The sequence below is a fragment of the Pandoraea soli genome, from assembly GCF_902459595.1.
GTDB classification, from domain to species: Bacteria; Pseudomonadota; Gammaproteobacteria; order Burkholderiales; family Burkholderiaceae; genus Pandoraea; species Pandoraea cepalis.
The window spans coordinates 278027-304378 of sequence record NZ_CABPSG010000004.1 but is presented as its reverse complement, the minus strand read 5'-3'; the positions used below and the strand labels follow the sequence as shown (position 1 = coordinate 304378).

Genomic DNA, 26352 nt, shown 5'->3' with positions numbered 1-26352 from the left:
CGCTGAGCGTCTGTCCCCTCTCACGCGTTATCGGCCTGCATCTGTGCCCAGATCGCGGCAAGCATCGACGCGCCCAACGCGGCGCTTCGCGCGCCGCTCCACCCGACGTTCGGATCGGGACGGTTCGCGTTGTCCTTGAACGGCATCTCGAGCGTGAGCGACAGGCAGCCGAAGCGATGGGCGACCCACTTCGACGCGAGCTTGAGTGAATCCGGCCCGTGTTTGCCCGGCGGATAGCCGAACTTGTCCTGGAAATCGAGGCTCGCCGCCTTCAGGCGTTCGCCGAACGCCTTCTCGCGCGCGAGTGTCTCGTCGGTCGCCCATTCCACGCCGTCGTTGCCCGCCAGGAATACGTAGGGCAGCGCTTCGTCGCCGTGAATGTCGAAGAACATGTCGCAGCCGAGCGTCTCGATGGCCGCGCGCACGTGGTACACCTCGGGGCTGCGCATCGGGTCCGGTGCAAGCCACTCGCGATTGAGATTCGCGCCCACCGCATTGGTGCGCAGATGGCCGCGCGCCGAGCCGTCCGGATTCATGTTCGGCACGATATGCAGCACCGCTTCGTCGAGCACCGCCGTGGCGAGCGGATCGCCCGCCCAGTCGCCCGCCCCGAGCAGGCGGCGCAACAGCCCTTCCACGAACCACTCCGCCATCGTCTCGCCGGAATGCTGACGCGCGATCACCCAGAGATTGCGCTTGCCCGCGCGCGGCTCGCCCACGGTGAGCAACGTCATATCCCGCCCGTCGACGGTCTGCCCTAGTGAGCGCGAACTCACTCTCGGCGAGTTTTGCGCCGTGCCGAGCAGCGCCAGATGACGCTCCTCCGCGTACGGCTCGAAATATGCCAGATACACGCTGTCGTGCGCCGGCGTGAACGACACCGTCATGACCTTCGCGTCGTACGAAGTCGGCACGCGAAACCAGGTCACGCGATCGTACGACGCCACCGCGCGGTAGTTCTCCCAGCCGCGCGGATACGACGTCTGCCCCGCGTTATCGAACACGATACGGCACGGCGCGCCGCCCACCCCCTGCACACGGAAATGGAACCACTGCGCAAACTCGGCGGCACCGTCCCGGGCAATACGCACGTGAATGTCGTCGGCACGCTCGGCACTCACCACTTCGATGGCGCCGCTATCGAACTTGCTGCTGATCTGGACAGTCATGACTTGTCTCGCTGGCGGAAATCAAAAACCCCGGGCACTTGCCCAGGGTCGAAGGCTCACGAACCTCAGGCCACGCGACGGCGGAAGACCCAGAGCGCATCGTTCGAGACCGTGTCGTCGAACGCGTAGCCTTCGCTGTCGAAGGCCTTGAGCTGCTGCACGTCGGTCACGCCGCGCTCGATGGCGTAACGCGCCATCAGGCCGCGCGCGCGCTTGGCATAGAAGCTGATGATCTTGTACTTGCCGCTCTTCCAGTCCTCGAACACCGGCGTGATCACCGGCGCGGCCACCAGACGGCGCTTGATGACCTTGAAATACTCTTCGGACGCCAGGTTCACGAGCACGCGACGCGTCTCGGCATGTTCCGCGAGCGACGCGTTGATCGTCTGTGTCACACGCTCGCCCCAGAACGCGTACAAATCACGCCCGCGCCTATTGGCGAAGCGCGTGCCCATCTCCAGGCGATAGGGCTGCAGCAGATCGAGCGGGCGCAGCACGCCGTAGAGGCCCGACAGAATGCGCAAATGTTTCTGGGCGAAGTCGAGCTGCGTGGCGCTCAGGGTGCGCGCCGCGAGGCCCTCGTAGACGTCGCCGTTGAAGGCGAGCACGGCCTGCTTGGCATTGCTCGTATCGAAGCGCGCGTTCCAGTCGGCGTAGCGGGTGACGTTCAGCGCGGCAAGTTGATCGGAAATGCTCATGAGCGAGCCCACCTGTGCCGGGCTCAGTTCGCGCAGACCGTCGATCAGTTCGGCCGCGTCGTCGACGAACTGTGGCACGGTGTGCGTGCTCACGTGCGGCGGCGTTTCGTAGTCGAGTGATTTGGCCGGCGAGAGAACAATTATCATATCGGGTGCAGCGTCCCTGCGAAAACGAGAAACCGACATTCTATCCAATGCTTCAGAACGCTGTTGCCACGCCCGCCGAACGGGCCTTCGCCGAACATCTCGATACGCTCGCCACGCCGCCGCGCGTGGTGCTCGACACCAATGTCTGGATCGACCTGCTCGTCTTCGACGACCCTATTGTGCGTCCGGTCCGCGATGCCCTCGTCGAGCGCCGCCTCACGGCGCTCATGGCGTCGCGCTGCCGTGACGAACTCGCCGTGGTGCTCACTTACCCGCAATTTGCGCCGCGCGAAATCGACAACGACGCCGCGCTCGCCTGGGTCGACGCCAACACGCATCGCATCGTCGTCCCGGAAGACGCTGCGCCAGGCGCCCCGCTGCCGTTGTGCCGCGACCGCGACGATCAGAAGTTCCTCGAGGCCGCACGCGACGGTCATGCACACTGGCTCGTCAGCAAGGACAAAGCCGTGCTCAAGCTGCGCAGCCGAGTGGCACGCCAGTTCGGCTTTCGTATCGTGACGGCGAGCGCGTTCGCGTCGCTGCTCGACGCGAACGGGTGATGTCCGAAAGCCCGATCGGAATCGGCGGACGAATGGCTGCGGCATGTCCGAAAACACGGCTCAACCTCCGGCGTCGCCCGCAGGCCGGGCGCAGCGGCGGTAGAATGGCGGCCTGATCACTGCATCGTCCACTGCCTACATGAACGCGCCCCACACCGCATCTGTCGCGCCTGCCGCTCAGGCGTTGGTTGCCCCGCCGCTTGCGTCACGTCTGCCGAACGTCGGCACCACCATTTTCACCGTGATGTCGGCGCTCGCCGCCGAGAAGCAGGCGGTGAATCTCGGGCAGGGCTTCCCCGATTTCGCGTGCGATCCGAAGATCGTCGATGCCGTCTCGCGCGCGATGCGCGACGGCCACAACCAGTACCCGCCGATGGCCGGCGTGCCGGCATTGCGCCAGGCGATTGCCGACAAGATCGGCCGGCTTTACGGGCAGCCTTACGACTGGAACACGGAAATCACGGTGACGGCCGGTGCCACGCAGGCCCTGCTCACGGCCATTCTCGCGTGCGTGCATCCGGGCGACGAGGTGATTGTGTTCGAGCCGACGTATGACAGTTACGTCCCCTCGATCGAGCTGGCCGGTGGCAAGCCCGTGTTCATCACGCTCGACGCGCCCGAGTTCCGCATTCCGTTCGACAAGCTGGCGGCGGCGATCACGCCGCGCACGCGTCTCATCCTGTTCAACACGCCGCACAATCCCAGCGGCACCGTGTGGCACGAGCAAGATCTCGAGAAGCTCGCCGAGATCGTGGCCGGCACCGACATCCTGCTGATCTCCGACGAGGTCTACGAACACATGGTGTACGACGGCAAGCGGCATGAGAGTGTGGCGCGCCATCCCGAACTCGCGCGCCGCAGCTTCATCGTGTCGAGCTTCGGCAAGACGTATCACGTGACGGGCTGGAAGGTCGGGTTCGTGGCGGCGCCGGCGTCACTGTCGGCCGAATTCCGCAAGGTGCATCAGTTCAACGTGTTCACGGTCAACACGCCAATGCAGGTCGGTCTGGCCGACTACATGCGCGATCCCGCCCCTTACCTCGAACTCGCGGGCTTCTACCAGAAGAAGCGCGACCTGTTCCGCGAGGGGCTTGCGGGCACACGCTTCAAGCTGCTGCCGTGCGAAGGCACTTATTTCCAGTGCGTGGATTACAGTGCGATCAGCGACATGACCGAAGCCGACTTCGCGCTGTGGCTGACGGGCGAGATCGGCGTGGCCGCCATTCCCGTCTCGGCGTTCTACCATGAGCCGCATGAATCGGGGGTGGTGCGCTTCTGCTTCGCCAAGCAAGACGACACGCTGCGCGAGGCGCTGGCAAGACTCGCAAAGATCTGAGGCGAACCGCTTCAGCAAGACGCAAAAAGGGCCGCGATCTTTTTCAAATCGCGGCCCTTTCGTTTTTGCCTCGACGCGTGATGCGCGGCAGTGGCAGGTCCGGCGTAATTACCCCGCTTTCTTTGCCTGCTGTGCCTGCTGGTACGCCTTCTGCTCGGCGCGCGTACGCTGGAACGACTCACGTTCGGCGAGCCCCTTGCCATACGCCTTCCAGTCGATGCCGGCCGCTTGCAGGAAATCCTCCCCATACACGGCTTGTGTGGCCATCCCCAGGATCGGCAGATGGATGCCCGCGGCGACGTCGGCCATCGAGAAGGTATCTCCGGCAAGGTAAGGCGCAAACTTTGCCAGCCGCTTGAACGCCACGATGTTCCGGCGCAGCAGCTTCTCGGTGCGTTGACGCGTGCCATCCGAGGCCGTCGCGCCAAAGAACGCCTGCCCGTAGATGTCGCGCACGACCAGCTCCAGGTGCAACTCCACCATCGTGAGCAGTTCGCGCTCCTTCGCCTGCCGCCACGGATCCTTCGAGAAAAGCGCGGGTGACGGATGCGTCGCTTCGAGGAAATCGCAGATCACCTGCGACTCGGACAGGAACCCTTGCTCCGTCTCCAGATACGGCACCTTGCCGAGCGGCGAGCATTGCAGCAGCGACTCATCCTGGCAGGGAATCGACTCCGACTCCTCGAACGCCAAGCCCTTCTCGTACAGTACTACCTTGACCTTGTTGTAATAATTGCTGATGGGAAAACCGTACAGCTTCAACATGATGTCTCCGATGCGTCACGGCGAGCGCCTCGGTTGTCGTCGAGGCAGCGGCGCGTGCGCAGTGTCATGATGCGTCCCTGGTGCGCTGCCGCCGATGGAGCGGTAGCGCCTCGTTGTCGGCCGATCGCGCGACGATGGTGCGACGGTTGCAGCATCGTTGTCGATCCACACACTCGCCGCGTCATGCCGCGAGCGCCACGGCGTCAACCTTGGCGATGCGTGCAACCGACGCAACTGGCGGCCACACGCAGTGTAACGGCATCGCGCGATCGGTCGTGAGACGCGCACACTGGAAGACGTCCCGAAATCTGCCGCCCAGCGCAACGGCAGGCCCACGATCTGTCCGATTAGCGATGCTCCCGGCCGACCGCGCAGCGGAACAAGCGCTGGCAGCCGCCGCAAGATCGGCGACAATAGCGCCAACGCGATATGGGCACCGGTTTGCATTGCTCGGCGAGTCGTCAGGAAATTCATTTCCAGACCGACCGGTCGGACGATAGAATGTTGCATCCCCTCCGCACCAGCGCCGGGCGCGCCCACCGCGCGACACCGATCGACGACCATCGACACCAATTTCGAGACACTCCGAATGACTGCATCCTCCCCCCAGGCCTGCGCGAACTCCTCCGGCAAGGCTATCGACGTGCTGGGTATCGTCGGCGCCGGTGCCATGGGCCGTGGCATCGCCCAGATCGCCGCGCAGGCCGGCCTGCGCGTGAAGCTTTACGACACCAACGCCAGCGCCGTGCAAGCCGCACTGGGTACCCTGCGCGACACGCTGGACAAGCTTGCGGCAAAGGGCAAGATCGAAGCGTCGAGTGTCGAGGCGACGATGGGCCGTCTGCAGGCATGCAGCGTCCTTGAGGATCTGGCCGATTGCCAACTCGTGGTCGAAGCCATTATCGAGAAACTCGACATCAAGCGCGATCTGTTCCGCTCGCTAGAGGGCATCGTTGCGACAGACGCGATTCTCGCGTCGAACACGTCGTCGCTGTCGATCACGGCGATCGCCGCCGCGTGCGAGCGTCCGGAGCGCGTGGCCGGCTACCACTTCTTCAACCCGGTACCGCTCATGAAGGTGGTGGAGGTGATCGACGGCCTGCGCACCGCCCCCGAGGTCGGCGATGCGCTGCTCGCGCTGGGTCGGCGCATGGGGCACACGGCCGTGCGCTGCAAGGACATGCCGGGCTTCATCGTCAACCACGCCGGGCGCGGCATGAATACCGAGGGCCTGCGCGTGGCGAGCGAAGGCGTGGCGAGCTTTGCCGACATCGACCGCATCCTGCGCGAGCAGGCGGGCTTTCGTCTCGGCACGTTCGAGCTGCTCGATCTCACGGCACTCGACGTCTCGCACCCGGTGATGGAGTCGATCTACCACCAGTTCTACGAAGAAGCCCGCTTCCGTCCGTCGCCGATCACGGCCGTGCGTTTCGCGGGCGGTCTGCTTGGCCGCAAGGTCGGCGAAGGCTTCTATCGATACGTCGACGGCAAACAGCAGGTGCCGCCTGAAGCCCCTGCGCCCGACACCCTGCCCGCCAGCGTCTGGGTGAGCCGGGCCGATACGCGCGGCTTCGCGGCCGTGGTCGAATTACTGGGGGCGACGGGCGTGACCCTCGAAAGCGGCGACAAGCCGTCGGCGACAGCGCTGATTGTTGTCACGCCGCTCGGCCTCGACGCCACGACCTGCGCCGTCGAGCAAGGTCTCGACGCGGCGCGCACGGTGGCCGTCGACACGCTGCTGCCGCTCGCCGGCGCGAAGCGCCACACGCTGATGACCACACCGATCACCACGCCCGCGACACGCAACGCCGCGCACGCCCTGTTTGCGCACGGCGGCACACCCGTGACGGTGATTCGCGACTCGGCGGGCTTCGTCGCCCAGCGCGTGATCGCCACCATCGTGAACATCGGCGCCGACATCGCGCAGCAACGCATTGCAGCGCCCGGCGACATCGATCGCGCTGTGACGCTGGGCCTGGGCTACGCCAAAGGGCCGCTCGCACTCGGCGATGCCGTCGGCGCACGCCAACTACTCACCGTGCTGCGCAATCTGCAATCGTTCTATGGCGATCAGCGCTATCGTCCGTCGCCGTGGCTCACGCGCCGCGCGCAACTGGGTGTGTCACTGCTGACCGAAGAACAGTGATCTGGAGACTCGCCTCATGAGCGCCGAACTGCTTGCCGAACGCGTCGACCACACGCTGGTGCTGACGCTGTCGAACCCGGGGGCGCGCAATGCGCTGCACCCCGACATGTACGCCGCCGGGGTCGAAGCGCTGACTACGGCCGAGCGCGATCCGTCCGTGCGCGCCGTGGTGCTCACCGGTGCCGACAACTTCTTTTGCGCGGGCGGCAACCTGAACCGGCTGCTGGAGAATCGCCAGAAGGACCCATCGGTACAGGCCGCAAGCATCGACGCGCTGGCCGAATGGATCGAGGCGCTGCGTGCGTGTCCGAAGCCGGTCATCGCGGCCGTCGAGGGCGCCGCCGCCGGGGCGGGCTTCTCGCTTGCGCTCGCGTGCGACCTGCTCGTGGCGGCCGACAACGCCAAGTTCGTGATGGCCTACGTCAAAGTCGGCCTCACGCCCGATGGCGGCGGCTCGTGGTTCCTCTCGCAGGCCCTGCCCCGCCCGCTCGCCACCGAGATCCTGCTCGAAGGCAAGCCGGTGGCGGCGACGCGCCTGGCCGCGGCCGGTCTCGTCAACCGCGTGGTCGCGCCGGGACAGGCCCGTGCCGAGGCGCTGAACTGGGCGACCGATCTCGCGCAGCTCTCGCCGAACGCCGTCGGCCGGATCAAGTCGCTCATCGAAAGCGGCGCCTGCGAGACGCTCACCTCGCAGTTGGGCGCCGAGCGCGATAGTTTCGTCGCGTCGCTTCACCATGCGGACGGTCTGGAAGGAATCAGTGCCTTCCTTGAGAAACGTCCGGCAAAATACGCCTGACGGCTTGACCGACCGCGCGCGAACGTCGGACGCGCACCGTCGGTCAATGCCGTGCCGCAGCGCCCCATCAGACTGCCGGCGTCCCTCTCAGGAGAGTTACCGCATGCGCGACTCACTCGGCCAATCCGGCTCCGCCGCCGGTCCCTTGGTATTCACGCCACCACAGCGCCGCCGCATCTATCTGATGCGTCATGGCGACGTCACCTACTTCGACGACAGCGGCAAGCCCATCGACGCCGACACCGTCGCACTCAACGACCTGGGGCGCTCACAAGCCAGCGCCGCCGGACGCGCCTTTGCCGCCGAGAACATCCACTTCGATCGCGTGATCGTGAGCGGCCTGCCGCGCACCCGCGAGACGGCCGAGCGCGTGCTGACCGAGACCGGACAACAGATCGACATCGAGACGTGGACCTGCTGGCAGGAAATTCGCGCCGGCAAGATTTCCGACCTGCCGCCAGGCGAGATCGCGCAGGCGTTTCTCGGCGCGTTCGACGGCCTCGTACCCGAGAGCACCCGCTTCATGAACGGCGAGTCGGTGCGCGAGTTGCTCGACCGCGTGGTGCCGCCGCTGGCGGAACTGCGCTCCGATACGTCATGGGACACGGTACTGCTGGTATTGCACGGCGGCGTGAATCGGGCGATTCTCTCGCATGCCATGCATCCGCTGGGACGCCTCTTCCTGGGTCAGCTCGCTCAGACCCCCGCCTGCATCAACGCGCTCGACGTGGGCGACAAGCCCGAAGATTGGGTTGTGCGCCTGATGAACTTCGCGCCGCCGCAACTGCTGCATCGCGACAACCGGCTGACCGTCATGGAAAAGATCTTCGCGTCGTTCGTGCGCACGCGAGCGCGAGGATAGGCCCATCGGGCGCTCGCGCGACGTGAAGCGTCCACATGAGCACCCAGCGTCGCAGTCGAAACTGTCGAAATCGTCACGATCAACGTAGCACCGGGAATGCAGGAGACAGCATGGCCGAGGAGCTCGCGCAGGACTATTCCACATTTGTCGGCGAACGCCCGCTGGATGCGCGCGTGCCCTTCGATGCCGCTGCGCTCGAAAGCTGGCTCGCCGCGCATGTCGACGGCTTTGCCGGGCCGCTGACGATCACGCAATTCAACGGCGGCCAATCCAACCCGACTTATCGCCTGACGACCCCCAACGCCGCCTACGTGCTGCGCACCAAGCCCGCACCGGCCGCCAAACTGCTCCCGTCCGCCCACGCCATCGAGCGCGAATATCGCGTGATGGATGCCCTCGCAGGCACCGATGTCCCCGTCGCCCGCATGCGGGGCCTGTGCGTGGACGAAAGCGTGATCGGGCTGGCGTTCTATGTCATGGACTTCGTGCCGGGGCGCGTGTTGTGGGACCCCTCGCTGCCCGGCATGACACCGGCCGAGCGCGGTGCCATCTACGACGAGATGAACCGCGTCATCTCGGCCCTGCATCGGGTCGACTACGCGGCCATCGGCCTTGCGTCCTACGGCAAGCCTGGCGGCTACATCGCGCGCCAGATCGCCCGGTGGAGCCAGCAATACCGCGCCTCACAGACGCAGACGATCGACGCGATGGACCGCCTCATCGAGTGGCTGCCGGCGCATTTACCGTCTGGCGTGCCCGAGCGCACGAGCATCGTGCACGGCGACTTCCGCCTCGACAATCTGATCTTCCATCCGAGCGAGCCGCGCGTGCTCGCCGTGCTCGACTGGGAACTGTCGACGCTCGGCGACCCGCTCGCCGACTTCAGCTATCACTGCATGGCCTGGCACGTCAGCCCCGGGGTGTTTCGCGGGATTGCCGGCCTCGACTGGGCCGCCCTCGGCATACCGGACGAAAACACCTATGTCGCCCGCTACAGCGAGCGCACGGGGATCGCCCGGCCCGCGCAGTGGCATTTCTATCTCGCGTATAACATGTTTCGTATCGCCGCGATTCTGCAAGGCATCATGAAACGTGTCGCCGACGGCACGGCCGTCAGCCAGCAGGCGCTCGATGCCGGCCAGCGCGCGCGGCCGATGGCCGAACTCGCCTGGACGTACGCGCAGCGCAGCACGGATGCCGCGCAGTGCGGATCCGGGGATCTCGATCACGCAGGCAGTCACGGAACGGAGACCTCATGAATTTCAGCTACAGCCCGAAAGTCGAGGCATTGCGGGAGCGCCTCACCGCGTTCTTCGACGAGCACATCTTCCCCAACGAACATCGCTATCTCGAAGCGATCGAGGTGGCGCGGCGCCAAGGCGACGCGTGGCAGCCCTCGCCGGTCATCGAGCGCCTCAAGCCGCTCGCGCAGCAGGCCGGACTGTGGAACCTGTTCCTGCCCGACTCGGGGCGCGGCGCGGGCCTGACCAACGTCGAATACGCACCGCTGTGCGAGATCATGGGGCAAGTCCCGTGGGCGCCGGAAGTCTTCAATTGCAACGCCCCCGACACCGGCAACATGGAAACGCTCGAGCGCTACGCGACCGACGCACAAAAGGCGCAATGGCTCGAACCGCTGCTGCGCGGCGAAATCCGTTCCGCCTTTCTGATGACGGAGCCGGACGTGGCGTCGTCCGACGCCACCAACGTCCAGTGCCGCATTCGCCGCGACGGCGACGACTACGTCATCAATGGCCGCAAGTGGTGGTCGACGGGCGCGGGCGACCCTCGTTGCGCGCTCTACATCGTGATGGGCAAGACCGATCCAGACGCCCCGAAGCACGCCCAGCAGTCGATGATTCTCGTGCCGGCCGACGCCAAGGGCGTGACGCGCGTGCGCCCGCTCACCGTCTTCGGCTACGACGACGCCCCCCACGGCCATATGGAGATCGTGCTCGATGAGGTTCGTGTGCCGGCCAGCAACCTCCTGCTCGGCGAGGGACGCGGCTTCGAGATCGCGCAGGGGCGTCTCGGCCCGGGGCGTATCCACCACTGCATGCGGCTCATCGGGCTGGCCGAGCGGGCGCTTTCGCTGATGTGCCAGCGCACGCTCTCGCGGGTGGCGTTCGGCAAGCCGATCGCGGCGCAGGGCGTCACGCGAGAGCGCATTGCCGAAGCCCGGTGCCTGATCGAACAGGCGCGCCTGCTCACGCTCAAGGCCGCGTATATGATGGATACGGTCGGCAACAAGGCTGCGCGGGCCGAGATCGCCATGATCAAGGTCGTGGCACCGAACATGGCGTGTCAAGTGCTCGACTGGGCGATGCAGGCCCATGGCGCGGCGGGGCTCTCGGGAGACTTTCCGCTGGCCTATGCGTATGCGAGCGCGCGCACGTTGCGCTTCGCGGACGGCCCCGACGAAGTCCATCGCAACGCCATCGCCAAGCTGGAACTGGCGCGCTACGCGAGCGTGCCGAGCGCCTCCGGCACCCCGTTGTCGACCGACACCCCAACAAGGAGCCACAATTGATTCAGCTCTATTCCTGGGCCACGCCCAACGGCCACAAGGTCCATATCATGCTCGAAGAGTGCGGGTTGCCCTACCACGCACATGCCGTCGATATCGGGGCGGGTGACCAGTTCAAGGACGCCTTCCTCGCCATCTCGCCGAACAACAAGATTCCGGCCATCGTCGACGAGGACGGGCCGGACGGCAAGCCAATCTCACTGTTCGAGTCGGGAGCGATCCTGCTGTACCTGGCGGGCAAGACCGGGCGCTTCCTGCCCGAGGACGTGCGCGGCAAGTACGAGACACTCGAATGGCTGATGTTCCAGATGGGGGGCGTGGGGCCGATGCTCGGTCAGGCGCACCATTTTCGGATCTACGCGCCCGAGAAAATCGACTACGCCATCAAGCGCTACACCAATGAGGCCCGGCGCCTGTATGGTGTGCTCGACAAGCAGCTCGATCATCACCCCTACGTGTCGGGCAACATGTACACCATTGCGGATATTGCGATCTGGCCGTGGCTGCGCTCGTGGAAGAATCAAGGTGTGGTGATGTCGGACTTCCCCAATGTGCAGCGCTGGTTCGACGCCATCGAGGCCCGTCCGGCCGTGCAGCGCGGCATCAAGGTGCTGGCCGACGCGCGCAAGCCGCTAGAGGACGCCAAGGCCCGCGAGATACTGTTCGGCGCGACGCAATACGCGCGCCATTAGGCCGCGGGCGAGCGGTGGCGGTCCGGCGGGGCGTAGCGCGAAGTGGTTGACACTTCGCAACAGACTGCGGTTTCGCCGCGACGCTGGCGGTGATAATCTAGGCGCATTACGCTCGATGCGTAGGCGCGTCGAACACACCGAACACGTACCTGCAGACGTTTTTCAAACGTCTGCGACGCGGCTGGCCGCCGTCGTCCCCTTGCAGTTCGCAGTCCCTCGCCGCTGGCTTTTGGAAGATCCGGGAGATCCACATATGTCAGGCAAGTTCGAACTCAAGCGCAGTCCCAACGGTGAATTCCACTTTCACCTGATGGCCGACGGCGGGCACATTATCCTTTCGTCCGAGACATACAAGGCGCGGGCCTCCGCGCAGAACGGCATCGAGTCCGTTCGCAAGAATTCGGCCGAGGATCACCGTTTCGAGCGCAAGACGTCGACGTCCGGCCGCCCGTATTTCGTGCTCAAGGCGCGCAATGGCGAGATCATCGGCCAAAGCCAGATGTTTTCGAGCGCCGAGCAGATGGAAGATGGCATCACGCAGGTCAAACGCGATGCCCCGGCGGCCTCGGTGAGCGATCTGTCACATTGAGACCGCCGCGGCAGGCCGACGCGAGCGCGGGTGAGCCCGACGCTCGCGTGACTCAGTCGCCGCGCTTCAAATAGAGCCCGGTTCCCCGGAACCGGCACACTTCTTCGCCGTGCTGATTCGTCGCCGTCCAGAGCTGGCGTACGATGCCCCGATCGGGACGGCTTTTCGACGCGCGCACTTCCAGCGTGCTGCTCGTGACCGTGATCGTGTCTCCCGGACGCACCGGTTTGAGCCACTCGATCTGCTCGACGCCCGGCGATCCCATGCTCGACGAGCGCGAAAGCAGTTGGTCGACGTTCATCCGCATCATGATGCTGCACGTGTGCCAGCCGCTGGCCACCAGTCCACCGAAATGCGACTCGCGCCCGGCCGCTTCGTCGATGTGAAACGGCTGGGGGTCGAATTGCCGGGCAAAATGCACGATCTCGTCCGCCGTGAACGTGTATTCGCCCAGATCGAAGGTGTCACCGACCGTGAAGTCTTCGAAGTAGTACTCGAGAGTTGCCATCACTAGCTCCTGCATGCGGCGTGCTGGCGTCATCCGCCAGACGATTACGGGCTTACTGCAACGTATCCTTGAAGCCGTCGGGAATCGGCAGCGGCATCACGTCGATGCCCTCTTCCGCCAGCGCTTCGCTCTCTTCGCGCGACACCGTGCCGCGAATATTGCGCTCCGGGGCTTCCGCATAGTGGATCTTGCGGGCTTCCTCGGCAAACTGGCTGCCCACGTCTTCCGTGTTCGCCATGACGTGACGCACCGCCTTCATCCAGAGCGACTGCAGCTCGCTTTTCGCTTTGGCGACGTCCCGCGGGGCAGTGTCGTCGTGCGGTCGCGATACGGGCGTGCCTTCGGCACGCATCGTCGCCCCCGACAGATTCAGGCGCGGCGCAGACGGCATGCGGGCAATCTGCGCGTCGCCGCAGACGGGGCATGTCACCAGCCCCCGCGCTTGCTGCGACAGGTAATCGTCCTCCGAGCCGAACCAGCCCTCGAAGGTGTGCTCGTGTGCACAACGCAAGTCAAAAACCTTCATGACGCAATGGGTATATCCCGACCCCGTGGGTCACGAGACCGTGGGATCGAAAAAATGACGATGGATCAGCGTTGTGGCGACCGCTCGTTCGGCTGCCACACGCCCGATAATATCTTTTCCAGCCAGAACGCGCCGATGATCGATTTGACGTCCGTGATACGCCCGTCCCGCACCCATTGCAGCAGTTCGGTGGCCGGCATCTTGAACACGTCGAGAAACTCGCCCTCGTCGAGGCGTTGCTCGCCAAGCGTGAGGTCGCGCGCGAGCCAGATGTCGATGAATTCCGTCGAGTACGAAATCACCGGGTGGATACGCGTGAGGTAATCCCAGCGCTCGGCGCGATACCCCGTCTCTTCCAGCAGCTCGCGCTGGCCGCACGCCAGACCGCCCTCCGCATCGTCGAGCTTGCCGGCGGGCAGCTCCGTCATCACGCGCTCGAGCGGATATCGATACTGACGCTCCATGAGCACCTGGCCGTCTTCGAAGAGCGGGATCACCATGACGGCCCCCGGATGGGTCGTGTATTCGCGCGTTGCCGTCTTGCCGTCGGGCAGACGTACGCGGTCGCGCTTGATAGTCAGGAACGAACCGTCATAGACCGTATCGCTCTCAAGACACGTCTCAATCAGATGTCGATCGTCGAATTGACGCTGGGTCATAAGCCCTCCACGGCTGAAAATTGGCGAACCCAAAACAAAACGCCGCCCAAGGGCGGCGTCTTGCGAAGCAAACATCTCAGGCCACAGCGGCAGCCGGTCGATGACGCCACAAATACCGGTACACGAAGCCCGGAAACGCGAACACGACAAAAAGACTGGCCGTGACCGCATAGAACTGCCAGCCCTGCGAAAACACGTTGCCGATGCCCGACTCGATCAGATAACCGAGCGCACCCACCACGAAGTAAGCGACCGCCATCTCGACAAGACGCCACCACAGCGGCTTGACCGCTCGCTTGAGCGCGATGACGCCAAACAGGCGCTGGTTCACGAACGGCAGATTCGCACCCAGCAGGGACAGCAGAATCACCAGCATACCGCCTGCAGACATACCCATCGATATTCCCCCTCCGCCGGTTCGTCTGTCGAGCGCCGGGCCGGTCATTTCGACCCGTCCGGCCCCCTCTTCGTGTGGTCTAACGCGCTGAGCCGCTTAGCTGGCCAGCGTCAGCTTGATGGTACGCAGACACCAGTCCATCAACGGGCCCGGCATCAGGCCCAGATACAGCAGGACCAGACCGTTGAGCGACAGCACGAAACGCATCGTGCCGCTGCCCTGCAGCGCGTTTTGGTCGTCGGCCTTGTCGAAATACATCAGCTTGACGACACGCAGGTAATAGAACGCACCGATCAGCGAAGCCATCACCGCCACGACCGCCAACCACACCATGCCCGCGTTCACCACGGCTTGCAGCACAGCCAGCTTGGCGTAGAAGCCTGCCAGCGGCGGAATGCCGGCCAGCGAGAACATCAGCATCAGCATCACGAATGCGAACCACGGGCTACGCTGGTTCAGGCCCTTCAGATCCGAGAGATTCTCGGCTTCGAAGCCCTGACGCGAGAGCAGCAGCACGATACCGAACGTGCCCAGCGTCGTGAGCAGGTAGATCACGCTATAGAACATCGACGAACCGTAGGCGTCGGCGATGCCGTCGATCTTGCCGCCCACCACGCCCGAGAGCATGCCCAGCAGCACGAAGCCCATGTGCGAGATGGTCGAGTAGGCCAGCAGGCGCTTGACGTTGGTCTGCACGATCGCGGTCAGGTTACCGATCACCAGCGAGAGCACCGCCATGATGATCAGCATCTGCTGCCAGTCGATCGCCAGCGGCAGCATGCCTTCGACGAGCAAGCGCAGCAGCAGCGCGAAGGCGCCCAGCTTCGGCGCGCCACCGATGAGCAGCGTGACCGGGGTCGGCGCGCCCTGGTAGACGTCGGGCACCCACATGTGGAACGGCGCGGCGCCAAGCTTGAACGCCAGACCGGCCACCACGAACACGACACCGAACACCAGCACGACCTTGTTCACAGCGCCCGAGGCGATGACTTCGAAGACCTTGGACAGTTCGAGCGACCCGGTCGCGCCGTACATCATCGACATGCCGTACAGCAGGAAGCCCGAGGCGAGCGCACCCAGCACGTAGTACTTCATGGCCGATTCGGTCGCGTTCGTCGAATCGCGCCAGACGGCGGCGAGCGCGTACAGCGACAGCGACATCAGTTCCAACCCCAGGTACAAGGTCAGGAAGTTGTTGCCCGAGATCATCACCGACAGGCCCAGCAGCGAGAACAGGCTGAGGACGTAGAAGTCGCCGCGGGCGAGACCGCGGGCTTCCAGATACTTCTGACCGTAGACGAACGTGACGAACGTGGCGAGGCCACCGAAGGCCTTGAGCAGGTTCGACATCGGATCGGCGACGAACACATTGCCGAACAGATAGTGCGACGCCGGATCGCTGGCGTTGCATGCCCACAGCACGGACACGGCCGCGGACGTGATGAGCGCCAGCACGTAGTTGAGCTTGCGCGTCTGGCCGAGGAACGCGTCGCACATCATGATCACGAGGATCATGAGCAACAGGATGGCCTCCGGCAACGCAGGCAGCAGATTGATGTTTTGCATGATCTGGATATCCTCCCCGATTAAGGCAGCTTGGTCTGCGCCACGTGGGCGAGGAGGTTAACGACGGAGGTGTGCATCAGGTCGGTAAAGGGCTTCGGATAGATACCCATGAACAGCGTGAGCGCCGCCAGCACGGCCAGCATGAAGAACTCTCGCTTGTTGATGTCGACCAGCTCGCGCACGTGATCGTTGGCGATCGCGCCGAAAATCACGCGCTTGTACATCCACAGCGAATAAGCCGCACCGGTGATCAGCGAAGTCGCAGCGAGCAGGCCCACCCAGAAGTTCAGCTTCACGGCGCCCAGGATCACCAGGAATTCGCCCACGAAACCCGACGTCGCCGGCAGACCGCTGTTGGCCATCGCGAACAGCATGAACAGCGCCGCGAACTTCGGCATCGTGTTCACCACGCCGCCGTAGTCGGCGATGTTGCGCGAGTGCATGCGGTCGTACAGCACACCGATACACAGGAACATGGCGCCCGAGACGAAACCGTGCGAGATCATCTGCACCAGCGCGCCTTGCATGCCGATTTCGCTGAACATGAAGAAGCCGAGGATCGCGAAGCCCATGTGAGCGATCGACGAATACGCCACCAGCTTCTTCATGTCGGTCTGCACCAGGGCCACGAGGCCGATGTAGACCACGGCGATCAGCGCGAGCGTGATCATGAAGCCCGACAGGTAGTGACTGGCGTCCGGGGCGATCGGCAGCGAGAAGCGCAGGAAGCCGTAGGCCCCGAGCTTGAGCATGATCGCGGCCAGCACGACCGAGCCGCCGGTCGGCGCTTCCACGTGGGCGTCCGGCAGCCAGGTATGCACCGGCCACATTGGCACCTTCACGGCGAAGGCCATGAAGAACGCCGCGAACAGCAATATCTGCACGTTCATCGGCAGCTTCGCGGCGTACCAGTCGGTCAGCGTGAACGAGTGCGTCACGTTGTACAGGTAGATCAGCGCGACAAGCATGAGCAACGAGCCGAGCAGCGTGTACAGGAAGAACTTGAACGCGGCATACACCCGGTTCGGGCCGCCCCACACGCCGATGATCAGGTACATCGGGATCAGCGTGGCCTCGAAGAAGACGTAGAACAGCAGGCCGTCTTGCGCGGAGAACACCCCGATCATCAGACCCGAGAGGATCAGGAACGCGGCCATGTACTGGGCGACGCGCTCCGTGATCACTTCCCAGCCCGCGATCACCACGATCACCGTGATCAGCGAGGTCAGCACGATCAGCCACAGCGAGATGCCGTCGATGCCGAGGAAGTAGTTGATGTGGAAGCGGTCGATCCAGCTCGATTTCTCAACGAACTGGAACGCCGCCGTATTGGCGTCGAAGTTCGAGATCAGCGGCAGCGTGACCAGGAAGCTCATCAGCGACCCGATGAGCGACAGCACACGTGCGCCCCCCGGGTTGCGGTCATTCCCCACCGCGAGGACAACGATCCCCGAGATGATGGGTAGCCAGATGGCCAGACTCAGAAGCGGTAGCGATTGCATTATTGTTGGCTCCCCCTATTACTTGCCGTTCAACGTCACAAACAGCGTCAGGAGCCCGAGCATGCCGAGGATCATGGCGAACGCGTAGTGGTAGATGTAACCGGATTGGACGAAGCGGATGACACCGGCGAACCAGCCCACCAGACGCGCGCTGCCGTTCACGACCGCGCCATCGATGAGACCTTGATCGCCCGCCTTCCACAGGCCGCGACCGATCTTGAGCGCGCCCTTGGCGAAGACCACTTCGTTGATCTTGTCCATGTAGTACTTGTTGTCGAGCAGGTTGTAGATGCCCGAGAACCGATTCTTCAGCGCTTCCGGAATATCCGGGCGCTTCAGGTAGAAGAACGCCGCGAGCACGATGCCCAGCGCTGACAGGGCGATCGGGAGCGTGCCGAACGAGTGCAACGCCATCGCCAGCCAGCCGTGGAAATCGTGGCTCAGCTCTTCCATCGCCGGATGGTTTTCGCCAACGTAGATCACGTCCTTGAACGCCACGCCTTGCTTGAAGAAGCTGCCGAACAGCATTGGGGCAATCGCGATGGCACCGATGATGACCGACGGAATCGCCAGCAGAATCAACGGGATCGTGACAACGGCCGGCGACTCGTGCGGCTTCTGACCCGGGGCCAGACCGTGGTGGTGATCGGCGGTTTCCTCTTCTTCCTCGTGATGCTCGTTATGGTCATGATGCACCTGACCGAAACGCTCCTTGCCATGGAAGACCATGAAGTACATGCGGAACGAGTAGAACGCCGTGACGAAGACGCTGGCGACCACGGCGAAGTACGCGAAGCCCGAGCCCGGCAGATGCGAGGCGGCCACGGCTTCGATGATCGAGTCCTTCGAGTAGAAACCGGCGAAGAACGGTGTCCCGATCAGCGCGAGCGAGCCCAGCAGCGACGTGATCCATGTGATCGGCATGTACTTCCACAGGCCGCCCATGTTGCGCATGTCCTGATCGTGGTGCATGCCCATGATGACCGAGCCCGCGCCGAGGAACAGCAGCGCCTTGAAGAACGCGTGCGTCATCAGGTGGAAGATGGCGACCGGGTAGGCCGACACGCCGAGCGCGACCGTCATGTAACCGAGCTGCGAGAGCGTCGAGTAAGCCACGACACGCTTGATGTCGTTCTGGATCATGCCCAGGAAGCCCATGAACAGCGCCGTGATCGCACCGATGATCGTGATGAACGACAGCGCGGTGTCCGAGAGTTCGAACAGCGGCGACATGCGGCTCACCATGAAGATCCCCGCGGTCACCATCGTGGCCGCGTGAATCAGTGCCGAAATCGGGGTCGGGCCTTCCATCGAGTCCGGCAGCCACACGTGCAGCGGGAACTGCGCCGACTTACCCATCGCACCGATGAACAGGCAGATACAGGCCACGGTGATCAGGCGCCAGTCGGTGCCCGGGAACGACAGGGCCGCGACCTCGTTGGCCTTGGCGAACACTTCGCCGTAATTCAGCGTGCCGGTGAAGGCCAGCAGCAGCCCGATACCGAGCAGGAAGCCGAAGTCGCCGACACGGTTGACCAGGAACGCCTTCATGTTGGCGTAGATCGCGGTCGGACGCGTGTACCAGAAACCGATCAGCAGGTACGAGACCAGGCCCACCGCTTCCCAGCCGAAGAACAGTTGCAGGAAGTTGTTGCTCATCACGAGCATCAACATCGAGAACGTGAACAGCGAGATGTACGAGAAGAAGCGCTGGTAGCCAGGATCTTCCGCCATGTAGCCGATGGTGTAGATGTGCACCATCAGCGAGACGGAAGTGACCACGCACATCATCGTGACGGTGAGCGTGTCGACGAGGAAGCCGATCTCGAGCTTGAGGTCGCCGATGCGGGCCCATTCGTAGACGGTGGCGTTGAAGCTCGCCCCGTTCATGACGTCGATGAACGTCATGACCGACAGGACAAACGCGACCAGCACGCCGAGGATCGTGACCGTGTGGGCGCCCGCGCGTCCGACTTGCTTGCCGAACAGGCCGGCAATCAAGGAGCCGACGAGCGGCGCCAGCGGGATCGCGAGCAGCAGGTTGGGATTCAATGTGGATGCCATAACAGCGTTCGCTTTGGTTAACCCTTGAGGCGGTCGAGATCTTCGACGTTGACCGTTTCGAGCTTACGGAACAGCGTGACCAGAATGGCCAGCCCGATCGCGGCTTCCGCCGCGGCCACCGTAAGAATGAAGAACACGAATACCTGACCGGCAATGTCGCCCAGGTAATGCGAAAACGCGACGAAGTTCAGATTGACCGCGAGCAACATCAGCTCGATGGCCATGAGCAGCACAATCACATTTCTGCGGTTGAGGAAGATACCGGTAATGCTGATCGCGAAGAGAATCGCGCCCAACACCAGGTAATGCGCTAGCGACAACGAGATCATGCTGTCTCCTTATTCCGCCGCCGGCGCGTCGGTGCCGGTGGACTGCTGCCGGGCTTCGGCGGGCATCGACACCAGACGCACGCGGTCGCGCGCCTTCACGCGCACCTGCTGGCTCGGGTCGGTCTGTTTGTGGTCCTTACGGGTACGCATCGTGAGCGCCACTGCCGCCACGACCGCCACCAGCAGGATCAGACCTGCCACTTCGAAGGCAAAGATATAGTCGGTGTACAGCGCGATACCGAGCGCCTTGGTGTTCGCCACGTCCGGGGCCGAGACGGCCTTGACCGGCGCGCGCGTGGCACCGTAGCCGCGCATGAGCACCAGTGCCGCTTCGACGATCATGATCGCGCCGACGGCGCTCGCCAGCGGAATGAACTTGCCGAAACCGCGCCGCAGTTCGTCGAGATTGATGTCGATCATCATCACCACGAACAGGAACAGCACCATCACCGCGCCGACATAGACGAGCACCAGCATGATGGCCAGGAACTCGGCCTCGAGCAGCATCCAGATCGCCGCGGCGTTGAAGAAGGCGAGCACCAGGAACAGTGCCGACTGTACGGGGTTGCGCGCGGTCACGACCTTCAGGCCGGAGATCACGAGGATCAGCGCAAACACGTAGAAAAGAAAGGTTGTGAATTCCATAATCACCGGGTGTTGCGAGAATTAGCCAACGTCAATTGCCGTACCGGGCGCACCGTCGCTGCGCTGCGCCCTGCCCTGCTTAACGGTACGGCGCATCGGCCGCCTTGGCCGCCGCGATCTCGTTTTCGTAACGATCGCCCACCGCGAGCAACATCTCCTTGGTGAAGTACAGATCGCCACGCTTCTCGCCGTGGTACTCGAGAATGTGCGTCTCGACGATCGAGTCCACCGGGCAGCTTTCTTCGCAGAAGCCGCAGAAAATGCACTTGGTCAGATCGATGTCGTAGCGCGTGGTACGGCGGGTGCCGTCGTCGCGCACATCCGACTCGATCGTGATGGCCATTGCCGGGCACACCGCTTCGCACAACTTGCAGGCGATGCAGCGCTCTTCACCGTTCGGATAACGGCGCAGCGCATGCAGACCGCGAAAACGCGGCGACATCGGCGTTTTCTCTTCTGGAAACTGCACCGTCACCTTGCGTGCGAACGTATAGCGCCCTGTGAGCGCCATGCCCTTGAGCAGTTCCAACAACAGGAAACTGCCGAAAAAGTCTTTGATTGCCCTTACCATGGGATTCCTCTACTCCGTTCGCCTCAGCCCCAGATGTTCCAGGGGGACATGATCCAGACACCCACCACGATCACCCAGATGATCGTCAGCGGCAGGAATACCTTCCAGCCCAGACGCATGATCTGGTCGTAGCGGTAGCGCGGGAACGTCGCACGCACCCAGATGAACACCGACAGCAGCAGGAACACCTTGAACGCCAGCCAGAACACACCCGGGATGAACGACAGGAAGCCGAACGGCGCACTCCAGCCACCCAGGAACAGCACCGAGGCCAGCGCCGAGATGATGATCATGTTGATGTACTCGGCCAGGAAGAACAGGGCGAAGCCCATGCCCGAGTATTCGATCATGTGACCGGCCACGATTTCCGATTCGCCTTCCACTACGTCGAACGGGTGGCGGTTCGTTTCGGCAATGCCCGAGATGAAGTAGACGACGAACATCGGCAGCAGCGGCAGCCAGTTCCACGACAGCAGGTTCAGCCCCAAGCCCGCGAACATGCCGTGCTCTTGCGAGCGCACGATGTCCGACAGGTTGAGCGAGCCGGCCGTCATCAGCACCGTGACCAGCGCGAAGCCCATGGCGATTTCGTACGAAATCATCTGGGCCGACGCGCGCATGGCGCCAAGGAAAGCGTATTTCGAGTTCGATGCCCAGCCGGCGAGAATCACGCCGTACACGCCGATCGACGAAATCGCCATGGCGTAGAGCAGCCCGGCGTTCACGTCGGCCAGCACGGCGCCCGGCTGGAACGGAATCACCGCCCAGATCGCGAAGGCCGGCAGCACGGCCATCACCGGCGCAATGGCGTAAATGCCCTTGCTCACCTGCGACGGCGTAATGACTTCCTTGAGCAGCAGCTTCAACACGTCGGCGATCGGCTGGAGCAAACCGGCCGGACCCACGCGATTCGGCCCCAGACGCACGTGCATCCAACCGATGAGCTTGCGCTCCCACAGAATCAGATACGCCACGCACAGCAGCAGGACCACGGCCACGACGAGAATGCGGACCAGCGCCCACACCGTCGGCCAGGCCATGCCCAGCAGTTGCGTGCCGTATTGATTGATGACTTCGTTCAGGCTCATTTACGCCTTCTCCACCGAAATTTCACCGAACATCGCGCCAAGCGCGGCCGATGCCGGCGTGGCCGCCGGCACGCGCACCACATTGGCAGGCAACGTTTCCGAACGCGCGGCCGGCAGCGTGACCACCGCATCGCCCTGACGCAGGCGCACGGCATCGCCCACGGCGAGGCCCAGGCGATCGAACAGCGCCGCCGGGAGCGTGGCACGCAGCGCGGCCTTGGCGTCGTTGGTCAGTTGCAGCGACGGGGCGCGGCGTACCAGCGCGTCGGCCGAGTAGATCGGCACGTCGGCCAGACGCTCCAGGCCCTGCCCCGCGGCCGTCGGTGCGGCCAGCACGGCCTTGGCGCGGTTGTCGAGCGAGGCGGCCGAGAATCCGGCGAGCGCTTCGTCGCGCACCTGTTCCGCGGTGTCCTGCGCAAAACCTTGCAGCTTGAGCAGATTGCCCAGCACGCGCAGCACCTTCCAGCCCGGACGCGTCTCGCCGAGCGCACGCACCACACCGTTGAAGTGTTGCGGCAGCCCTTCGGCGTTGACGAACGTACCGGCCGTCTCCGTGAACGGGGCGATCGGCAGCAGCACGTCGGCGTACTCGAGACCGTGCTTGAACGGCGAGAGCGAGACAACCATCTTCGCGGCGTTCAGTGCCGTGAGCGCTTGCTTCGCATCGGCCGAGTCGTACTCCGGCTCGGCGTTCAGCAGCAGATACGCCTGACGCGGTTGCGCGAACAGCGCAGCGGCGCCCTTGGCATTCGTGGCCTTCACCGCGTAGGCGCCCACCGTATTGGCGCCTTCGGTGAGAAAGCCCAGCGTGGCGCCGGTGATATCGGCGATCACTTGCGCAATGGCGTGCAGTTGTGCGAATTGCGGATGCTGTACCACGGCGTTGCCCAGCAGGATGGCACGACGCTCGCCGTTGACCAGCGAGGCGGCGATGGCCTTGGCCGTATCGCTGACGTTCACGCCGGCGAGTTCGGCCGGGGCGGCAACGCCCTTGGCCGCCGCAGCAGCAAGCGCGATACCGGCCAGCTCGCTCACCCATGCGCTCGGTGCGGCGATGATCTTGTTGGCAAGCTTCACCAGCAGATCGTCGTCCGAGCCGTGCAGCACGTGCAATTGGCCACCGGCCTTCACGGCGGAGCGCAGACGCGAGGCAAACAGCGGATGATCCTTGCGCAGGAACGAGCCGACGACCAGCGCACTTTGCAGCGTGTCGAGGTCCGCGATCGGCAGGCCGAGCCACGGAGCGCCCTGGGTGCCACCCGACACGTCCGTCTGACGCAGACGGAAGTCGACGTTATCGCTCCCCAAGGCGCGCACGAACTTTTGCAGCAGGTGCAGTTCTTCGATCGTGGCGTGCGGCGAGGCCAGCCCGGCGACGGCATCGGCGCCGTGGTCGCGGATGATGTCCGTCAGACCGTGCCCGACATACTCGAGCGCCGTCTGCCAGTCGACTTCGTGCCACTCGCCGCCTTGCTTGAGCATGGGCTTGGTGAGGCGCTCGTCGCTGTTCAGACCTTCGTACGAGAAACGGTCCTTGTCCGAGATCCAGCATTCGTTGAGCGCTTCGTTTTCGAGCGGCACAACGCGCATGACCTGGTTGTTCTTCACTTGCACCACGAGGTTCGCACCCACGCCGTCGTGAGGGCTCACCGACTTGCGGCGCGACAGCTCCCACGTCCGGGCGCTGTAGCGGAACGGCTTCGAGGTCAGGGCACCGACCGGGCACAGGTCGATCATATTGCCCGAGAGTTCGGAGTCGACCGTCTTGCCGACGAACGACGTGATTTCCGAGTGCTCGCCGCGCCCCAGCATGCCGAACTCCATCACGCCGGCCACTTCCTGGCCGAAACGCACGCAACGGGTGCAGTGAATGCAGCGCGACATCTCTTCCATCGAGATGAGTGGGCCCACGTTCTTGTGGAACACCACGCGCTTCTCTTCCTGATACCGCGAAGCCGACTTGCCGTAGCCGACGGCCAGGTCCTGCAGTTGGCACTCGCCGCCCTGATCGCAGATCGGGCAATCGAGCGGGTGGTTGATCAGCAGGAACTCCATCACCGATTGCTGCGCCTTCACAGCCTTTTCGGAGTTGGTGCGCACGATCATGCCGTTGGCCACCGGCGTTGCACAGGCCGGCACCGCCTTCGGGGCCTTCTCGACCTCGACCAGGCACATGCGGCAGTTCGCGGCGATGGACAGCTTCTTGTGGTAACAGAAGTGGGGAATGTAGGTGCCGTTCTTCTTGGCAGCCTGGATCACCATGCTGCCTTCGGGCACCTCGACCTTTTGGCCGTCAATTTCGATTTCAACCATAGCGGTTCAATGCCAAGCGTCAAAAGGGATTAGTGAGCGCCGACCAAGCAATGCTTGTGCTCGACGTGGTAGGCGAACTCGTCCCAGAAGTGTTTGAGCATGCCGCGCACTGGCATCGCTGCGGCGTCGCCCAGCGCGCAAATGGTGCGGCCCATGATGTTCTCGGCCACCGAGTTGAGCAGGTCCAGATCTTCCTTGCGGCCTTCGCCATGCTCGATTCGATTGACCACGCGCCACAGCCAGCCAGTGCCCTCACGGCACGGCGTGCACTGACCGCACGATTCTTCGTAGTAGAAGTACGACAGGCGCAACAGCGAGCGCACCATGCAGCGTGTCTCGTCCATGACGATCACGGCGCCCGAACCCAGCATCGATCCAGCCTTGGCGATGCTGTCGTAGTCCATCGTCGTTTCCATCATCAGCCCGGCCGGCACGACCGGTGCCGACGAGCCGCCCGGAATCACGGCCTTGAGCTGCTTGCCACCGCGCATGCCACCGGCCAGTTCCAGCAATTCGCCAAACGGCGTGCCCAGGGGCACTTCGTAGTTACCCGGCAGCTCGACGTCGCCCGACACCGAGAATATCTTGGTGCCGCCGTTGTTCGGCTTGCCCATTTCCAGGTACTGCTGCGGGCCAGTGGCCAGCAGGAACGGAACCGCGGCGAACGTCTCGGTGTTGTTGATGGTCGTCGGCTTGCCGTACAGACCGAAGCTGGCCGGGAAAGGCGGCTTGAAACGCGGCTGGCCTTTCTTGCCTTCAAGCGATTCGAGCAGCGCGGTCTCTTCGCCGCAGATGTACGCGCCATAGCCATGGTGCGCGTGCAGCTCGAACGAGAAGTCCGTGCCGAGAATGTTGTCGCCCAGATAACCGGCAGCGCGTGCTTCCTCGAGCGCCTCTTCGAAGCGTTCGTACACTTCGTAGATTTCGCCGTGGATGTAGTTGTACCCGACGGTAATGCCCATGGCGAAACCGCCGATGGCCATGCCTTCGATCAACGCGTGCGGGTTGTAGCGCAGGATGTCGCGATCCTTGAACGTACCGGGTTCGCCTTCGTCCGAGTTACAGACAAGGTACTTCTGTCCCGGGAACGCACGCGGCATGAAGCTCCACTTCAGCCCCGTCGGGAAGCCTGCGCCTCCACGGCCACGCAGACCCGATGCCTTGACGTCGGCAATGACCTGCTCCGGCGTGAGGCCTTCCTTCAGGATCCGGGCAAGCTGCTGGTAACCCCCGCGCTTGACGTAATCTTCGAGGTGCCAGTTCTCGCCATTGAGGTCGGCGAGGATCAGCGGTTTGATGTGACGGTTGTGCAGCGACGTCATGCTTTCTCTCCCGCAACGCCCTGTGCCTTGAGCTCATCGAGGAGCGCGTCGACCTTGGCTTCGTTCATGAAGCCGCACATGCGATGGTTGTTCACCAGCAGCACGGGTGCGTCGCCGCAAGCGCCCATGCACTCGCCTTCCTTGACCGTGAAGAGACCGTCCGGCGTGATGTCGTTGTAATCGACACCCAGCTTCTCTTTCAGGTACTTCGCCATCTCTTCGCCACGCGTGAGCTGACAAGGCAGGTTCGTGCACACGGTCAACTTGAACTTGCCCACGGGGCGCGTGTTGAACATGGTGTAGAAGGTTGCGACCTCTTGCACCGCGACTGCGGGCATCTCGAGGTAGTCCGCCACGAATTGCATCACTTCGGGCGACAACCAGCCTTTTTCGACCTGCGCTACGGCAAGGGCGTGCATCACCGCCGACTGTTTCTGGTCGGCAGGGTATTTGGCAACGGCACGGTCGATTTTCTTCAGGGCTTCGGGAGAAAGCATTTCCGATCCGACGGTTCTTTAAAACGTTATCCCCGCTCGCGCCAGCGCTGGCAGACCGGTTTTTTCGGCCACCCGCGA

26 protein-coding genes are annotated in these 26352 nt (G+C 63.7%); 9 read left to right on the top strand and 17 right to left on the bottom strand.

Annotation, left to right across the window (positions count from 1 at the left end; all coding sequences use genetic code 11):
- Positions 1 to 20: 20 nt before the first annotated feature.
- Both PSO31014_RS10000 and yaaA read right to left on the bottom strand, forming a co-directional pair.
- Positions 21 to 1169 (bottom strand): M14 family metallopeptidase, encoded by a 1149-nt coding sequence (locus tag PSO31014_RS10000; protein ID WP_150551473.1) that lies wholly within the window; start codon positions 1167 to 1169, stop codon positions 21 to 23.
- Positions 1170 to 1234: 65 nt separating this feature from the next.
- Positions 1235 to 2014: a peroxide stress protein YaaA gene (gene yaaA, locus PSO31014_RS09995; protein WP_150551472.1), complete on the bottom strand. Its 780-nt coding sequence runs from the start codon at positions 2012 to 2014 to the stop codon at positions 1235 to 1237.
- A 47-nt stretch (positions 2015 to 2061) separates the two neighbouring features.
- Between yaaA and PSO31014_RS09990 the strand changes: the two genes are divergently transcribed.
- Together PSO31014_RS09990 and PSO31014_RS09985 are read left to right on the top strand one after the other, a co-directional pair.
- Positions 2062 to 2574 carry a putative toxin-antitoxin system toxin component, PIN family gene (locus PSO31014_RS09990; RefSeq protein ID WP_150551471.1) on the top strand — a complete coding sequence of 171 codons (513 nt, stop codon included), beginning with the start codon at positions 2062 to 2064 and terminating at the stop codon, positions 2572 to 2574.
- Between the two features lie 139 nt (positions 2575 to 2713).
- Positions 2714 to 3910, top strand: coding sequence for a pyridoxal phosphate-dependent aminotransferase (locus tag PSO31014_RS09985; protein WP_246176568.1), 1197 nt, complete (start codon positions 2714 to 2716; stop codon positions 3908 to 3910).
- Between the two features lie 108 nt (positions 3911 to 4018).
- Here PSO31014_RS09985 and PSO31014_RS09980 read toward each other — a convergent pair whose 3' ends face one another.
- Positions 4019 to 4675, bottom strand: coding sequence for a glutathione S-transferase family protein (locus PSO31014_RS09980; protein WP_150551470.1), 657 nt, complete (start codon positions 4673 to 4675; stop codon positions 4019 to 4021).
- Between the two features lie 589 nt (positions 4676 to 5264).
- On the opposite strand from PSO31014_RS09980, the gene PSO31014_RS09975 reads away from it, so the two are divergent.
- From PSO31014_RS09975 to PSO31014_RS09945, 7 genes are all read left to right on the top strand, one after another.
- On the top strand, positions 5265 to 6821 hold the full coding sequence (locus PSO31014_RS09975; RefSeq protein ID WP_150551469.1) for a 3-hydroxyacyl-CoA dehydrogenase: 1557 nt from the start codon (positions 5265 to 5267) through the stop codon (positions 6819 to 6821).
- Positions 6822 to 6837: 16 nt separating this feature from the next.
- Positions 6838 to 7617 carry an oxepin-CoA hydrolase, alternative type gene (locus PSO31014_RS09970; protein WP_150551468.1) on the top strand — a complete coding sequence of 260 codons (780 nt, stop codon included), beginning with the start codon at positions 6838 to 6840 and terminating at the stop codon, positions 7615 to 7617.
- A 103-nt stretch (positions 7618 to 7720) separates the two neighbouring features.
- On the top strand, positions 7721 to 8479 hold the full coding sequence (locus PSO31014_RS09965) for a histidine phosphatase family protein (RefSeq protein ID WP_150551467.1): 759 nt from the start codon (positions 7721 to 7723) through the stop codon (positions 8477 to 8479).
- A 110-nt stretch (positions 8480 to 8589) separates the two neighbouring features.
- Positions 8590 to 9738 carry a phosphotransferase gene (locus PSO31014_RS09960; protein WP_150551466.1) on the top strand — a complete coding sequence of 383 codons (1149 nt, stop codon included), beginning with the start codon at positions 8590 to 8592 and terminating at the stop codon, positions 9736 to 9738.
- Positions 9735 to 11009 (top strand): acyl-CoA dehydrogenase family protein, encoded by a 1275-nt coding sequence (locus PSO31014_RS09955; protein ID WP_150551465.1) that lies wholly within the window; start codon positions 9735 to 9737, stop codon positions 11007 to 11009. The genes PSO31014_RS09960 and PSO31014_RS09955 overlap by 4 nt, the downstream gene beginning before the upstream one ends.
- Positions 11006 to 11698: a glutathione S-transferase N-terminal domain-containing protein gene (locus PSO31014_RS09950; RefSeq protein ID WP_150551464.1), complete on the top strand. Its 693-nt coding sequence runs from the start codon at positions 11006 to 11008 to the stop codon at positions 11696 to 11698. Before PSO31014_RS09955 ends, PSO31014_RS09950 begins: the two co-directional genes overlap by 4 nt.
- A gap of 253 nt (positions 11699 to 11951) precedes the next feature.
- Complete coding sequence (locus PSO31014_RS09945) at positions 11952 to 12287, top strand: YegP family protein (RefSeq protein WP_150551463.1); 336 nt, start codon at positions 11952 to 11954, stop codon at positions 12285 to 12287.
- A gap of 52 nt (positions 12288 to 12339) precedes the next feature.
- On the opposite strand, the gene PSO31014_RS09940 is transcribed toward PSO31014_RS09945, so the two are convergent.
- From PSO31014_RS09940 to nuoE, 14 genes are all read right to left on the bottom strand, one after another.
- Positions 12340 to 12795, bottom strand: a complete 456-nt coding sequence (locus PSO31014_RS09940; RefSeq protein ID WP_017233029.1) for a MaoC family dehydratase — start codon at positions 12793 to 12795, stop codon at positions 12340 to 12342.
- A 52-nt stretch (positions 12796 to 12847) separates the two neighbouring features.
- Positions 12848 to 13321 (bottom strand): DUF1178 family protein, encoded by a 474-nt coding sequence (locus PSO31014_RS09935; protein WP_150551462.1) that lies wholly within the window; start codon positions 13319 to 13321, stop codon positions 12848 to 12850.
- A gap of 65 nt (positions 13322 to 13386) precedes the next feature.
- A complete protein-coding gene (locus PSO31014_RS09930) occupies positions 13387 to 13980 on the bottom strand; it encodes an NUDIX domain-containing protein (protein ID WP_150551461.1) in 594 nt (197 codons plus the stop codon).
- A 76-nt stretch (positions 13981 to 14056) separates the two neighbouring features.
- Positions 14057 to 14371, bottom strand: a complete 315-nt coding sequence (locus PSO31014_RS09925; RefSeq protein WP_150551540.1) for a DUF2818 family protein — start codon at positions 14369 to 14371, stop codon at positions 14057 to 14059.
- Positions 14372 to 14473: 102 nt separating this feature from the next.
- On the bottom strand, positions 14474 to 15943 hold the full coding sequence (nuoN, locus tag PSO31014_RS09920; RefSeq protein ID WP_150551460.1) for an NADH-quinone oxidoreductase subunit NuoN: 1470 nt from the start codon (positions 15941 to 15943) through the stop codon (positions 14474 to 14476).
- A 20-nt stretch (positions 15944 to 15963) separates the two neighbouring features.
- Complete coding sequence (locus PSO31014_RS09915) at positions 15964 to 17445, bottom strand: NADH-quinone oxidoreductase subunit M (protein ID WP_150551459.1); 1482 nt, start codon at positions 17443 to 17445, stop codon at positions 15964 to 15966.
- A gap of 18 nt (positions 17446 to 17463) precedes the next feature.
- Positions 17464 to 19509: an NADH-quinone oxidoreductase subunit L gene (nuoL, locus tag PSO31014_RS09910; protein WP_150551458.1), complete on the bottom strand. Its 2046-nt coding sequence runs from the start codon at positions 19507 to 19509 to the stop codon at positions 17464 to 17466.
- Between the two features lie 17 nt (positions 19510 to 19526).
- Positions 19527 to 19838, bottom strand: coding sequence for an NADH-quinone oxidoreductase subunit NuoK (gene nuoK / locus PSO31014_RS09905; RefSeq protein WP_017233022.1), 312 nt, complete (start codon positions 19836 to 19838; stop codon positions 19527 to 19529).
- Between the two features lie 9 nt (positions 19839 to 19847).
- Positions 19848 to 20483, bottom strand: coding sequence for an NADH-quinone oxidoreductase subunit J (locus PSO31014_RS09900; RefSeq protein WP_150551457.1), 636 nt, complete (start codon positions 20481 to 20483; stop codon positions 19848 to 19850).
- Between the two features lie 79 nt (positions 20484 to 20562).
- A complete protein-coding gene (gene nuoI, locus PSO31014_RS09895) occupies positions 20563 to 21054 on the bottom strand; it encodes an NADH-quinone oxidoreductase subunit NuoI (protein WP_017233020.1) in 492 nt (163 codons plus the stop codon).
- Between the two features lie 23 nt (positions 21055 to 21077).
- Positions 21078 to 22142 carry an NADH-quinone oxidoreductase subunit NuoH gene (nuoH, locus tag PSO31014_RS09890; protein WP_150551456.1) on the bottom strand — a complete coding sequence of 355 codons (1065 nt, stop codon included), beginning with the start codon at positions 22140 to 22142 and terminating at the stop codon, positions 21078 to 21080.
- Positions 22143 to 24455 carry an NADH-quinone oxidoreductase subunit NuoG gene (gene nuoG / locus PSO31014_RS09885; RefSeq protein WP_150551455.1) on the bottom strand — a complete coding sequence of 771 codons (2313 nt, stop codon included), beginning with the start codon at positions 24453 to 24455 and terminating at the stop codon, positions 22143 to 22145.
- Positions 24456 to 24484: 29 nt separating this feature from the next.
- Complete coding sequence (gene nuoF / locus PSO31014_RS09880; RefSeq protein WP_150551454.1) at positions 24485 to 25777, bottom strand: NADH-quinone oxidoreductase subunit NuoF; 1293 nt, start codon at positions 25775 to 25777, stop codon at positions 24485 to 24487.
- On the bottom strand, positions 25774 to 26274 hold the full coding sequence (nuoE, locus tag PSO31014_RS09875) for an NADH-quinone oxidoreductase subunit NuoE (RefSeq protein WP_150551453.1): 501 nt from the start codon (positions 26272 to 26274) through the stop codon (positions 25774 to 25776). Before nuoE ends, nuoF begins: the two co-directional genes overlap by 4 nt.
- Positions 26275 to 26352: the final 78 nt, after the last annotated feature.